Origin of the sequence: Gillisella terrae (assembly GCF_004801395.1) — a bacterium.
GTDB classification, from domain to species: domain Bacteria; phylum Pseudomonadota; class Alphaproteobacteria; order Rhizobiales; family Rhizobiaceae; genus Allorhizobium; species Allorhizobium terrae.
Window position 1 is genome coordinate 1 of sequence record NZ_SSOA01000014.1, and the last position, 13335, is coordinate 13335.

At 55.2% G+C, this 13335-nt stretch carries 12 protein-coding genes, 1 tRNA gene and 1 rRNA gene; 8 read left to right on the forward strand and 6 right to left on the reverse strand.

What is annotated here, in order from left to right:
* The 4 genes from rrf to E6C51_RS18345 all read left to right on the forward strand — a co-directional run.
* A 5S ribosomal RNA gene (rrf, locus tag E6C51_RS18330) occupies positions 1 to 113 on the forward strand; the annotation flags it as partial.
* Positions 114 to 323: 210 nt separating this feature from the next.
* Positions 324 to 400: transfer RNA gene (locus tag E6C51_RS18335), tRNA-Met, on the forward strand.
* 278 nt (positions 401 to 678) lie between these two features.
* Positions 679 to 1770 carry a hypothetical protein gene (locus E6C51_RS18340; protein WP_330999786.1) on the forward strand — a complete coding sequence of 364 codons (1092 nt, stop codon included), beginning with the start codon at positions 679 to 681 and terminating at the stop codon, positions 1768 to 1770.
* 114 nt (positions 1771 to 1884) lie between these two features.
* On the forward strand, positions 1885 to 2925 hold the full coding sequence (locus E6C51_RS18345; RefSeq protein ID WP_190237067.1) for a zinc-dependent alcohol dehydrogenase family protein: 1041 nt from the start codon (positions 1885 to 1887) through the stop codon (positions 2923 to 2925).
* A gap of 74 nt (positions 2926 to 2999) precedes the next feature.
* Here E6C51_RS18345 and E6C51_RS18350 read toward each other — a convergent pair whose 3' ends face one another.
* From E6C51_RS18350 to E6C51_RS18365, 4 genes are read right to left on the reverse strand one after another with little or no spacing between them, the layout of a single operon-like run.
* The gene (locus tag E6C51_RS18350; RefSeq protein WP_190237068.1) at positions 3000 to 3554 is read right to left on the reverse strand and encodes a sarcosine oxidase subunit gamma; all 555 of its coding nucleotides are present in this window, start codon (positions 3552 to 3554) and stop codon (positions 3000 to 3002) included.
* Positions 3547 to 6540 carry a sarcosine oxidase subunit alpha gene (locus tag E6C51_RS18355; protein WP_190237069.1) on the reverse strand — a complete coding sequence of 998 codons (2994 nt, stop codon included), beginning with the start codon at positions 6538 to 6540 and terminating at the stop codon, positions 3547 to 3549. The genes E6C51_RS18350 and E6C51_RS18355 overlap by 8 nt, the downstream gene beginning before the upstream one ends.
* Positions 6537 to 6857, reverse strand: a complete 321-nt coding sequence (locus E6C51_RS18360) for a sarcosine oxidase subunit delta (RefSeq protein WP_146937208.1) — start codon at positions 6855 to 6857, stop codon at positions 6537 to 6539. The genes E6C51_RS18355 and E6C51_RS18360 overlap by 4 nt, the downstream gene beginning before the upstream one ends.
* 17 nt (positions 6858 to 6874) lie before the next feature.
* On the reverse strand, positions 6875 to 8128 hold the full coding sequence (locus E6C51_RS18365; RefSeq protein ID WP_190237070.1) for a sarcosine oxidase subunit beta family protein: 1254 nt from the start codon (positions 8126 to 8128) through the stop codon (positions 6875 to 6877).
* A 434-nt stretch (positions 8129 to 8562) separates the two neighbouring features.
* Between E6C51_RS18365 and rpsU the strand changes: the two genes are divergently transcribed.
* Both rpsU and E6C51_RS18375 read left to right on the forward strand, forming a co-directional pair.
* Complete coding sequence (gene rpsU / locus E6C51_RS18370; protein WP_075640281.1) at positions 8563 to 8799, forward strand: 30S ribosomal protein S21; 237 nt, start codon at positions 8563 to 8565, stop codon at positions 8797 to 8799.
* Between the two features lie 259 nt (positions 8800 to 9058).
* Complete coding sequence (locus E6C51_RS18375; protein ID WP_146937307.1) at positions 9059 to 9886, forward strand: tetratricopeptide repeat protein; 828 nt, start codon at positions 9059 to 9061, stop codon at positions 9884 to 9886.
* An 81-nt stretch (positions 9887 to 9967) separates the two neighbouring features.
* Here the strand turns inward: E6C51_RS18375 and E6C51_RS18380 are convergent, their stop codons facing one another.
* A complete protein-coding gene (locus E6C51_RS18380; RefSeq protein ID WP_190237071.1) occupies positions 9968 to 10192 on the reverse strand; it encodes an aa3-type cytochrome c oxidase subunit IV in 225 nt (74 codons plus the stop codon).
* A gap of 300 nt (positions 10193 to 10492) precedes the next feature.
* Between E6C51_RS18380 and E6C51_RS18385 the strand changes: the two genes are divergently transcribed.
* Both E6C51_RS18385 and E6C51_RS18390 read left to right on the forward strand, forming a co-directional pair.
* Positions 10493 to 11032 carry a TRAP transporter small permease subunit gene (locus tag E6C51_RS18385; protein ID WP_190237072.1) on the forward strand — a complete coding sequence of 180 codons (540 nt, stop codon included), beginning with the start codon at positions 10493 to 10495 and terminating at the stop codon, positions 11030 to 11032.
* 128 nt (positions 11033 to 11160) lie between these two features.
* Complete coding sequence (locus tag E6C51_RS18390) at positions 11161 to 12687, forward strand: TRAP transporter large permease (RefSeq protein ID WP_146937215.1); 1527 nt, start codon at positions 11161 to 11163, stop codon at positions 12685 to 12687.
* Between the two features lie 64 nt (positions 12688 to 12751).
* On the opposite strand, the gene E6C51_RS18395 is transcribed toward E6C51_RS18390, so the two are convergent.
* The gene (locus tag E6C51_RS18395) at positions 12752 to 13240 is read right to left on the reverse strand and encodes a MaoC family dehydratase (protein ID WP_190237073.1); all 489 of its coding nucleotides are present in this window, start codon (positions 13238 to 13240) and stop codon (positions 12752 to 12754) included.
* Positions 13241 to 13335 lie beyond the last annotated feature (95 nt).

Genomic DNA, 13335 nt, shown 5'->3' on the forward strand with positions numbered 1-13335 from the left:
TGGTGGTCATGGCGGGGTGGCTGCACCCGTTCCCATTCCGAACACGGCCGTGAAACGCCCCTGCGCCAATGGTACTTCGTCTTAAGACGCGGGAGAGTAGGTCGCTGCCAGGTCTGCTAAAGGCAATCGTTGATATCAAATCAATCAATCCTTCTCACACAAACATCGGCCCCGCCGAAAACTCAATGGGTCGCTATCGCGGCCCTTTTGCATTCAAGCATAACGCGGGGTGGAGCAGCCCCGTTCTCTCGCAGAACGCAAAGCGTTCGAGAAAGAACAAAACAAAAAACACCGGGCTTCCGCCCAACGTCAGATAACAATAACGCGGGGTGGAGCAGCCCGGTAGCTCGTCAGGCTCATAACCTGAAGGCCGCAGGTTCAAATCCTGCCCCCGCAACCAAATATCAAAAAAACCCCGTAGCAAACCCTGCGGGGTTTTTCCATTCTTGCGCGACGGTACATACAGGCGGGAAGAGGAGCCAGGCTCCCGCGGTCTTGCTCCCCGCTTGATCGGTCGACGCAAATGGCCGAAAGGGTTCTTTTCAAAGACGTTTGATATAAGTCTCTGTTTTTGGAGATTCCTTGGCTATTGCGGGGTTCTATCGGCGTAGGTTTCCTATTATGGTAAGGTCTTGTGAAAACAAAAATTTCCGGTGAACCATCGTAGCTAGATAGATCATGATGAATTTGAATATGACACTTCCTCAACGTCCGTTGACCATCAAGCGAGGCGTTCTCTCCTTACCCTTCGTGTACTATTTCTCACCTCCCATTATTCTCGCGTTGCTGGTCGCGATTTTTTATATGGAAGGGCCAGGAATTGCGCGCGATCTCCAGATCAAGCAGGCTCCGCTGGAGTTGCAAGACGGCGACATCAATGGACGTTGCAGGACCAAGAAGGCAATTTTTACGTCGTGTGAAGCCAAGCTCACCTACACCTATGACGGTGTGAAGCACGTTGCAGAAACCGATTTCATGTTCGTGGATCTTCATACCGGCGACTATGAAGCCAGCATTGTCATCTCGAAAACAGATCCGCAACTTGCAACGCTTTCGCTCGGCCTTTCGATGTTGTGGAATCGCATCATTAGTTTTCTTGCGTTCGGTTTCTTGCTCGCCGCAGGCTTGGTTGTTTTGTTGCTGACACTATTTCGGATACTTCGTTCGCGTGGCACTATCCGGCAGCCCGGACTGTTGAGCTTGATTCCCGTTTCAATCACGGCTTCCAGCGAGAGCAGGGGCGGATTGTCTCTCACCTATGCAGATATGGTCAGAGAGGATAAAACCAAGCGGATGGCATTCACGCAACTTGAGAAAGGTGCTGAACCCATCGTTATTGGCGAATCAAAAGGACACGCTGTCGCGTTAGCGGTGTGGCATGAACACGCTTCCGTACCCGTGCTGCTGGACAGCCGTATGGAGCGTATCAATTTAGAGCGGGAAGAGCGCGCCGATTTGCTCCGTAGCCTCTCCGATCAAGGTGTGATCGGTGAACATAGTGAAATTGATCCACAGGCGAAATCCCAGCCTTTCCTTCAGAGCGTCAAGGTGTTTGTAGCTGCCGTCTTGCTTCTGCTGGTTGCCTTGTTTGGTTATTGGCTTTGGTATGTCTTTGCGGCTCCGTCGCAGTTCACCTCACCGGCAATGGATATCAACAATATCATGCCAGGGCCTCTTAATCGCTGGGCATGTGGACATCTTCAAGCGCGGTTTGGGGACCAAAATGCACCCTTTGGCTGCGTTGCAGACGATTTTAAAAGTTGGAAGTGATCATTTTTTGGCGCTGCACATTTCGCAGGATGTTCAGCGCTGCCGCTGTTCGCTCCTGCAGGTAACGTGATACAAAGGCATAACCTGTGCGTTATGTGAAAGATGGGAGCCAAGATGAGAGCTGTGTTGTTTGAAGCCTTTGGCCAGGATGCCAAGGTCGTGACCGTCGATGATCCGACACCGCCGTCGCACGGCGTTGTTGTGAAAGTTGAGGCGACTGGCGTATGTCGCAGCGATTGGCACGGCTGGATGGGGCACGACCCTGATATTACCTTGCCGCATGTGCCGGGCCACGAGTTGGCCGGTACCGTTGTTGCCTTGGGCAAGGGTGTGATGCGGTGGAAGGTTGGTGACCGAGTGACCGTGCCTTTCGTGGGCGGCTGCGGTTCCTGTGACGAGTGCCATGCAGGACATCAGCAGGTATGTCATAACCAGTTCCAGCCAGGGTTTACCCATTGGGGATCGTTTGCGGAGTATGTCGCGATCCATCAGGCAGATCTCAATTTGGTGGCTCTGCCGGAGACAATGGATTTTGCCACGGCCGCCAGCCTCGGCTGCCGGTTTGCGACATCCTTTCGCGCTGTTGTTGATCAGGGCAAGGCTGGGGCTGGACAATGGGTTGCCGTGCATGGTTGCGGCGGCGTCGGATTGTCGGCTGTGATGATTGCCAACGCTGTCGGTGCAAATGTTGTGGCGATTGATATCGGTGAAGAAAAACTGGCATTGGCGAAGGAGTTGGGCGCTGTTGCAACCGTCAATGCGTTGTCCGTTGGCGACGTCGCTGAGGCGGTGATGGAGATCACCAAGGGTGGGGCGCATGTTTCGCTCGATGCGCTTGGACATCCAACCACATGCTTCAATTCTGTGCAAAACCTGCGCCGACGCGGCAAGCATGTCCAGGTTGGGCTGATGCTTGCCGATCACGCCAAGCCGCAGGTTCCAATGGCCAAGGTGATTGGCTGGGAGCTGGAACTGCTGGGCAGCCATGGCATGCAGGCCCATCGCTATGGCGCGATGCTGGATATGGTACAAAGTGGCAAACTGGACCCATCGCGATTGGTGGGGCGTCAGATCAGCCTTGACGAGGCACCCGATGCGCTGGCCAATATGGATAAGTTCCAGAGCGTTGGGGCGACTGTGATTACCCGCTTCTGACCGTCAAAACCGGGCCAAAATAAAAGCCGCCTTGCATTGTTTTTTGCAAGGCGGCTTTTTTGTTTGGGAGGGATTTAAGGGCTCGCGTCCGCCGCACCTTCCTGCAACATTCCAAACGCATACTCCGCAAAGGAGCGCCAGCATTCCACACGGAAGTCCTGCTCGGTCATGCGGTAGAGCACGATTTCAATCTTGCCAAACACCGTGCGGGTCACAGCGCCAACCGGGAAGGCTTTCAAGGAGAGATCAAGCGGGCAGGCGGTGTTCAGAGCCAGACGGGCACCTGCGCCGGATACCAGAATGGCGGTGTTGCGGTGGGATACGTCAGTTGCGGAATGGATGGTGCCGGAGGTGGCGCAGGCACCCATCAGGTCGGCCTCGCTTTCGTCAATCACCAGCCATTCATCGGGACCGATCCAGAATGCGAGACGGGCACCGGACTGGGCGGATGTTTTCGGCGCTGTTGGCAAGGCAAGGCCCAAGGCGGTGGAGAGCCCAGCCACCGCATCGGTGCCTGCTCGCAAGGAAATGCGCGAGGCAGGCGTGCCGGGTGTCAGTTTGACATGGGCGGAGCCAGCCGTCTTGCCATCCAAAACCGTTTTGCGGGCGGCATTGATCATATCAGCCATGAATCCGGCCTCCTTCCTTGTCAAAGAACACCATATCCGTCACCTCAACCGCAATGGTCTTATCCGGCATCGGCACATAGAGGGTTTCGCCCATCTTGGCGCGGCCTCCCGCCACCATGGCAATGGCAATGGAACGGCCAAGATTTTCTGACCAATAGGATGATGTCACGTGGCCGAGCATGGTCATCGGCTTTGGCTGGTTGGGGTTAGCAACGATCTGTGCGCCTTCTTCCAGCACTTCGTTCGGGTCTTTGGTCAAAAGGCCGACCAATTGCTTGCGGCCGGAGGCCACGAGATCAGGGCGCTTGAGGCCGCGAATACCGACAAAATCCGTCTTCTTTTTAGAGACGGCCCAGCCGTAATTGGCATCGTCTGGTGTCAGCGTGCCATCGGTGTCTTGGCCGACGATGATATAGCCCTTTTCGGCGCGCAGCACGTGCATGGTTTCGGTGCCATAGAGGCAGGCCCCAAAGCTTTCCGCCCGCTTCCACACCGCTTCAAAAACCGATGCGCCGTAATCGGCAGGTACGTTGATTTCAAAGCCCACTTCTCCGGTAAACGACACGCGGAACAGTCGCGTCGGCACGCCGCAGAACTTACCCTCGGCGACGCTCATATGCGGGAAGGCTTCATTGGAAATATCGATGCCTTCCACAAAGGGTTCGATAATCTCTCTGGCTTTTGGACCCTGCACGGCAATCACCGCCCATTGCTCGGAAGCAGAGGTGAGCCAGACGTTCAGATGCGGGAATTCCGTTTGCAGATAGTCTTCCATGTGGTTCAGCACGCGGGCCGCACCGCCGGTGGTGGTGGTGACGTGGAAGCGATCTTCGGCCAGCCGTCCGACCACACCATCGTCATAGATAAAGCCGTCATCACGGGTCATGATGCCGTAGCGGGCTTTGCCCGGCTTCAGGCTGTCCCACGGGTTGGTATACATCAGATTGAGGAATTTGGCCGCATCCGGGCCAACCACCTCGATCTTGCCGAGCGTAGAGGCATTGAACACGCCCGCAACCTCGCGCACAGTCTTGCACTCGCGGTTGACGGCGGCATGCATATCCTCGCCGGGCTTGGGGTAATACCAAGCGCGCTTCCAATTGCCGACATCTTCAAAATCAGCACCAAGGGCTGTTTCCAGATCATGCATTGGGGTTTTGCGGGTCGGATCAAACAGTTCGCCGCGCGAATGGTTGATCAGCGTGCCAAAGGTTACCGGCGTATAGGGCGCGCGGAAGGTGGTGAGACCAACTTGCGGAATATCCTTGCCCAGCATTTCGGCGGCAATGGCCAGCCCGTGCATGTTGGACAGTTTGCCCTGGTCGGACGCCATGCCATTGGTGGTGAAGCGCTTGATATGCTCGATGGAGTGCATGCCCTCGCGCACCGCCAGGCGAATATCCTTGGCGCAAACGTCGTGCTGGAAGTCGATAAAGGCTTTGACCGTGGTGTCGCGGCCAGCGCCTTGGGCAGCACCAATCATGCCGCCTGTCCAGGCATGGGCATTTTTCCCTTCCGTGGCGGTGGAGGCTGTGCCTTCTGCGCCCGCTTCTTTGGCAAATTTTCTACCGGCGGCATGGGCTTCCGCCAGCAATTCACTCAGATCGTCTGTGCCATTGCAGGCACCCACGCAAAGGCTTTCCTGCACGTAAACATCGGGCAGGAAACGATCCTTGGCGGCATCGAACTTCAGCTTGCCGCGTGATTGCGAGAACAGATGCACCGATGGCGTCCAGCCAGCCGAGACCAGCAGGGCATCAACCTCAATCTTGCGGGTGGAACCGCCGGAATTGCGCTGTACGCTGATGCTCTTGACCCGCAGGCGACCAGATGTATCGGTCACACCATGGCCGGTCAGCACCTCAATGCCCAAGCCCCGCGCTTCTGCCAGAACAGCGTCGCCGGGCTTGTCGCGGCAATCCACGATGGCGGCAATGGTAACGCCCGCTTTTTTCAGATCAATCGCCGCCTCATAGGCCGAATCATGAGCGGTGTAGACCGCCACTTTCGCACCCACTGCCACACCAAAATGGTTCAGATAAGTGCGCGCTGCCGATGCCAGCATGATGCCGGGGCGGTCGTTGTTGGCAAATACCATATGCCGCTCAATGGCACCCGTGGCCAGCACCACCTTCTTTGCACGCACCTGCCAAAGCCGTTCGCGCGGCAAGCCCTTGGCAGGCTTGGCGATATGGTCGGTCACACGTTCAGCAAGGCCGAGGAAATTGTGGTTGTAGTAGCCGAAGGCTGTGGTGCGGGTCAGCACCGTCACATTGTCCATGGCTTTTAATTTCGCCACAGTGGCCTGCGCCCAGTCATAGCCGTTTTGACCGTCAATCACCGCACCCGTGTCATAATGGAAGGCGCCGCCCATTTCCGGCTGTTCATCGCAGATGATCACGGACGCGCCGGTTTCCGCTGCTGCCAGTGCTGCCGTCAGGCCCGCCACGCCGCCACCGACCACCATCACATCGCAATGGGCATAACGGTTGGCGTAATGGTCGGTGTCGTCTTCGGTTGGGGCCACGCCAAGGCCCGCGGCCCGGCGAATGATCGGCTCATAAATCTTGTGCCAAAAGCTCTTCGGCCACATGAAGGTTTTATAGTAGAAACCAGCGGCAAAGAACGGCGAGAGCAGGTCGTTGACCGCGCCAATATCCATCGACAGCGACGGCCAGCGGTTTTGCGTCTGCACGCGCATGCCGTCAAACACTTCCTGCACGGGCGCGCGCACGTTTGGCTGACGCCGCGCGCTATCGCGCGAAATGTCGAGCAGGGCGTTTGGCTCTTCTGGACCAGCGGTGAGAATGCCGCGCGGGCGGTGATATTTGAACGAGCGGCCAACCAGATGAATGCCATTGGCCAACAGCGCCGAAGCGACGCTATCCCCTTCAAGGGCGGTGAGAATGCGGCCATCCACAGTGAAACGGGCGGTTCTGGCGGGGGTCAGACGGCCCTTGCCGGGAATACGATTGGCTCCGCTCATTTCGCAGCTCCCTTGTTGTCGATGAGGGTCTGAACTGTGGCGTCATCCGGTTTGGCTTCACCTGCCTTGTAGGTCAGCAGAAATTTGTCGCTGACCGTATCGCGTACCGCATTGAAAAAGCGTCCGCAGCCATGCAAATGCCGCCAGCGCTCAAAAATGATGCCCTTGGGGTTATCGCGCAGAAAGAAATAGGCCTCAAACTCTTCGTCAGAAATCTCGGCAATATTGGCTGGCCGCACAATATGCGCCTCGCCTGCGCCATGAAATTCCAGCTCGGACCGTTCTTCCTGACAATAGGGACATTTGATCAACAGCATCTCGAAATCCCCTTATATTAGTGTGCAACTGCGGCAGCGGCCGCTTCATCAATCAACCGACCGGTGCGGAACCGATCCAGCGTTAGCCCCTTGGCCAGCGCATGCGGCTCACCCTTGGCAATCAGATGGGCAAACAGGTTGGCAGACCCCGGTGTTGCCTTGAAACCACCCGTGCCCCAGCCGCAATTGACAAACAGATTAGGCACCGGCGTCACGCTCTGGATCGGCGAGCGGTCGGATGTGTTATCGGTAATCCCGCCCCATTGGCGCATCATCTTGACGCGGCGGAAAATCGGGAACAGCTCACAGATTGCATCGAGCGTATGAGTGATGATCTGCAAACCGCCGGTTTGCGAGTAAGAGTTATACTGATCGGTGCCAGCGCCAATCACCAGCTCGCCTTTATCCGATTGGGAAATATAGGCATGCACGGTATTGGACATCACCACGCAGGGGAAGATCGGCTTCAATGGTTCTGACACCAGCGCCTGCAAGGGTGTTGAGTGGATCGGCAGGCGTACATCGGCCATGCCCATCACCATGGAATTGTGGCCCGAGGCCGAAACGCCAATCTTCTTGGCACCAATAAAGCCCTTGGAGGTGTCGACGCCAATAACTTCACCGCCGGGTCCACGACGAATGCCGGTCACTTCACAATTTTGAATGATGTGTACGCCGCGATCAGAGGCGGCGCGGGCATAGCCCCAGGCTACGGCATCGTGACGGGCCGTGCCGCCGCGCCTCTGGAGTGCGGCGCCATTGATGGGGTAGCGGGCAGTTTTGGCAATATCGAGCGGCGGGCAGAAGGCTTTGGCCTGTTCCGGCGTCAACCACTCATTGTCAATGCCATAAAGCGTGTTGGCGTGGACGTGGCGCTTGAATGATTGTTTGTCATGCACATTGTGCGACAGCATCATCACGCCGCGAGCCGAGTACATCACATTGTAATTCAGCTCCTGGCTCAAGCCCTCCCAGAGTTTCAAGGAGTGCTCGTAAATGTCCATGCTCTCTTCATAGAGATAATTGGAGCGAATGATTGTGGTGTTACGGCCGGTGTTGCCACCGCCAATCCAGCCTTTTTCAATCACGGCGATATTGGTGATGCCATGCTCCTTGGCCAGATAATAGGCGGCACCCAGACCATGGCCACCGCCGCCAATAATAATGACATCATAGGATTTGCGCGGCTCGGGTGAGGTCCATTGGGCGCTCCAGCCAGTGTGGGCGCGAAGCGCCTCGCGGGCGACGGCAAAAACCGAATATTTGCGCATTCCATCTTCTCCTATAACCACGTCACTTTGGCGTAGAGGCAAAGCTGTGACAGATCAATATACGCCATGCCCCTTCCTTTGCGACACGCATCTGTTCGTCTTTCGACACGCCAGCATTATTCGTGCACAGCCATGACATTTTTGTCTGATTCTTTTATATAACGCACTGGGTGGTTCACTGGATTGGTCGACCGCGAACCTTTGTGCAAAAAGCGCTTCACGCCTCAATATGATTGAGATTGCGGGCTTAGAGTGCATTTGCAGGGTCTTTTTTAAAAGACTGCGCAACTGGATATAGACTCTGGCCTGTCGATCTGTTATTGGCGCTCGAAATTACTGAATTCTCGGGTTCAGTGAACAGTATTTTTTTGGGTCCGTCAGGCGGCATTCGTCTGGCGGCTGTTGACCATAAAACCAAAGGAACGGGATTCGACGTGCAGGTACTTGTCCGCGATAACAACGTTGATCAGGCGCTTCGCGCCTTGAAGAAGAAGATGCAACGCGAAGGCATCTTCCGTGAAATGAAAATGCGTGACTACTATGAAAAGCCTTCGCAGAAGCGTGCTCGCGAAAAGGCTGAAGCCGTTCGTCGCGTTCGCAAGCTTGCGCGCAAGAAGATGCAGCGCGAAGGCCTGATTGCCGCGCCTGCTCCTCGTGTTGCCAGCCGTTAATCGGCCGCAATTCAGTGGTTTAAATTAAAAAAGCGGCGACGGTCTCTACGTGGCCGCTTTTTCTATGTTGAAGATAGTCTATTGTGCAATGATGCGATGATGTGCTTGGCCGGAATCGGTTTAAGATATAATCATATGGCTCATTTCAATGGTTGACGTTTCTTTGCCGTCATTGTGACAGATACGTCGTTAGTTAAGCGGAACGGAAAGCATGGTGCATATGGCCGGGATATCTTCCAACATCAGCGGTAAGGCGCAAATGTCGCGCTGGAATGGACTGGGAGTAAAGGCACTCGGCATCGCCGTCTTTTTCGCCCTGGCTGGTTGCCAGACCAACCCGACCACGGATGTGATCAATATTGACCGCGCCCAAGGCTCCAAAGAAAACATCAGTTCTCTCACCGCCGTCATTGAGGCCAATCCCAAAGATCCAAGCGGTTATAATGTGCGTGGCTCCGCTTATGGCCGTGCAGGCGATTTCAATCGCGCTTTGGCTGATTTCAGCACGGCTTTGCAGATTAATCCGAATTTCTATCAAGCCTATGCAAATCGTGCTCTTGTGTATCGCAACATGGGCAAGCCTGTTGAAGCGGCGCGTGATTACACGGCTGCTTTGAAAATCAATCCGAATTATGATGTTGCCTATATTGGTCGCGGCAATATTTACCGTCAGGCCGGACGCATTGATGAGGCGTTTCAGGATTTCTCCAAGGCGATTTCTCTCGACACCACTGATGGCCGGGCCTATCACAATCGCGGCCTGATTTATCAGCTGCGCGGCCAGCATGATAAGGCAATCGAAGATTTCTCCAAGGCGATTTCGTTGTCTCCGGGTGCGCCTGAGCCATACAATGGCCGTGGTGTGAGCTATCTCGCTTTGAATGACGACGAGAATGCTTTTGCCGATTTCAATCACGCCATCGAGATGAACCCGAAGCTGGCCGAGTCCTGGGCCAATCAGGCGCTGGTCTATGAGCGTCGTGGCGATAAGGTCAAGGCAGCGAAGTCTTACGCTCACGCGGTTGGGCTTGATCCAAACTATCAGCCCGCGCGCGATGGCTTGGCGCGGACGCGCGGCACCAGCTGATCCCATCAAGAATTCAATAAAAAAGCCGGGTGTTCCCCGGCTTTTTTTATGCCTGAATTTTTGATGTGTTTTTAAAGCGCTTCAGCGCATCAAAAAAATACCCGCGGCGCTGAGGATGATGAAGATGGCAAGGCCACCCAAAAAGCCTGCCGCGCCAAAGAAACCTGCTGCCATGGCAATCATCAGGGCGACGATGATGGCTGAGCCGTATTTTGTCAGGCCAATAAAGCGTTCATAGGTTTTTTCGTGTTCGGCATAGTCCATTTTGGCACCAGTCTCGACTGGTCCTGAATGGTGTTCGCTCATGCTCCTGCTCCCCAAAAGCGGTTTCTCCCAAGACATTCTGCGCGGCTGTGTCCCGGATCTGTCGGTCAAACCGGCCCCGTCAAAAACATTCTGCCGCACCTTGCTAAAGTAACTGAACTCAACGGCGCGTGCAACGCGAAGATTGTTGCAAAGAAGGATAGGTTGCAGATCAGGCGAGAAACTCTTGGACTTTAGACCAATAGCACCTTGGTTTTGCCCAAATTTGCTGAATGGCAAAGCGCCGCGGTTGCGCAAGAACGCTGCTTGTTCTAAGCAAATCGTAGATTTGGGAGAGCGTCAATGAACCTTTTGTTGGGATTAAGCCGATCAGTTGATCGCTTAAGCGAATTTTTTGGCCGCATTGCGGAATATCTGGTCTTGCTGTGCTGCCTGATCAGCGCGGGCAATGCCATTATACGCTATATTTTCAACATAAGCTCGAATGGCTGGCTGGAAATTCAGTGGTATCTGTTCGCCTATGTGGTTTTGGTGGGAGCTTCCCACACGCTGCGCAAGAACGGCCATGTGCGGGTCGATCTGGTGTATGGGGCGGTATCAGAGCGCAAGCGCCTTTGGATTGATACCATGGGATTGACTTTCTTTCTGCTGCCAGTGTGCGCTTACATGACCTTCCTGTGCTGGCCGTTCTTCTGGTTGTCTTTTACCCAAAATGAAATGTCCTCCAATGCGGGTGGTTTGTTGCGCTGGCCGGTCAAGTTGATTCTGGTCGCAGGCTTTGCGCTTCTGGTGTTGCAAGGCCTGTCCGAACTGGTCAAACGCATTGCAGCGTTGAATGGCCAGGCGGTTGTCGACACCCGCTACGAAAAGCCGCTGCAATAAGCCACCGCCTTTAGAGACTGTCAGGGTCAGATTGAACCTGACAGTCTCTAAACTTCTTTGTTTGAGTTTGTCTTATCGGGAAAACCGGATTCCACTTTTCCCTGACAAACTCTAGAGGGGACACCACCATGTTCGATTTCGGTATCATTCCGCCCGCCATGTTCCTTGGCATGGTCCTTTTCATGCTGTTTGGCTTTCCGGTGGCGTTTTCGCTGGGTGCGGTCGGCATCTTTTTTGGTCTGATCGGCATTGCCACTGGCCATTTTCAGGAGGTGTTTCTACAAGCGCTGCCCTATCGCTTTTTCGGCATTGTTTCCAATGATCTGCTGTTGGCCATTCCGTTCTTTACCATGATGGGTGCCATTCTGGAGCGCTGCGGCCTGGCTGAAGACCTGCTGGAGGGCACAGGCAAACTGTTTGGTGCTGTGCCCGGCGGTATTGCCTATGCGGTTATTCTGGTTGGCGCGATCATGGGAGCCATCACGGGCACTGTTGCGGCCTCGGTGATCACCATGGGCATGATTTCGCTGCCGGTCATGCTGCGCTACGGCTATAGCCAAAAACTGGCAACCGGGGTTATCGCCGCCTCTGGCACCATGGCGCAGTTGATCCCGCCCTCACTGGTTCTGGTGATTTTGTCCGACCAGCTCGGCAAATCGGTGGGCGATATGTATATGGGTGCCGTTGGCCCGGCCATGATGCAGATCGGCATTTTTATCCTGTTCATTTTGGGCGTTTCCATCTTCCGCCCATCGCTTGTGCCGCCTTTGCCAAAGGAAGTGCGCGGCGATCTGGACTGGAAGCTGATCCGCAAGGTTCTGGCCGGTATGCTGCCATCCATCGTGCTGATCTTTTTGGTGTTGGGCACGATCTTTCTGGGGCTTGCCACGCCAACAGAAGCGGGCGCATTGGGCGTTGTCGGCGCATTGGTGTTGGCGGCGGCCCATCGGCGCCTGACATGGTCCTTGATGCGGCAAGCCATGGAATCCACCATGTCGATCACCTCTATGGTGGTGATGATTCTGGTGGGCTCCACCTGCTTCAGTCTGGTGTTTCAGGGCATGGATGGCTCGCGCTGGATTGAACATATGCTGACCGGCCTGCCGGGTGGACAAACCGGCTTTTTGCTGTTCGTCAACGTCTTCATTTTCTTCCTCGCCTTCTTCCTCGATTTCTTCGAAATCGCCTTTATCGTCGTGCCGATGCTGGCCCCTGTTGCGCAGCATCTCGGCATTGATCTGATCTGGTTCGGGGTGTTGATCTGCGTGAACATGCAGACCAGCTTCATGCATCCACCGTTCGGCTTTGCGCTGTTTTATTTGCGCAGCGTTGCCCCCAAAAGCGTCAAGACCCGCGAGATTTATCTCGGCTCCATTCCATGGGTCTGCATGCAATTGATCATCGTTGGCGTGGTAATTTTTCTGCCGCAATCGGTAACCATGTGGGTGGAAAAACCCAAAGAGCTTAATCTCGACAAGGTGAAAATCGAGGTTCCTGCGCTTGGCGGCGGCCTTGGCCTTCCGCCGATCGGCGGCGATAGCGGCAGCTCTGGGCCGAATTTCAATCTCGGTGCACCCCCGTCCTTTGGCGGCGCAAACACCGCACCGGCTGCGAAGCCCGCAACCGATCTGAGCCAGCCACCCGTGTTTAAGTGATCATAGCCAAAGGCCCCGGAGTTGATCCGGGGCCTTTTGCGTTTTTCGCAAGCTTTGCGACGATTTAAACACCCTCCGGGCGATCCTTGGGATCAAACTGAACGATGGTCTGCCATGTGGCGGTGAGAGCGGGCTTTTGCTCGTTTTCAATCTCCACCGTCACGTCATAAGTGGTCATGGCCATGGCCGCGCCGCGAAAGCGGACATTGGACAAAGTGAAGCGGCCGCGAATGCGCGCGCCACAGCGCACGGGTGACATCAGGCGCAAGGCTTCAAAGCCATAATTGATCCCCATGGTTTGTTCGCGCACCACCGGTACACAATCGTAATTCATGGCAGAGAGAAGTGATACAGTCAGAAACCCATGGGCAATTGTGCCGCCAAACGGGCTTTCCGCCTGGGCGCGTTCCGGGTCGGTGTGAATAAATTGATGATCGTGGGTGGCATTGGCAAAGGCATCAATCATCGTCTGGTCGATGCTGATCCATTGGGACACACCCACTTCCTGACCCACGAGATCAGGCAATTCGGCAAGAGAAATTTCGCGTGGCATATCGCCCTCTTCATTATCAACGCGACACTCTGTTACAGCGCCGTGCGCCAAATATGGCGCACAAAGGTCGCTGTAACACTTTTAATCTGCTGCAT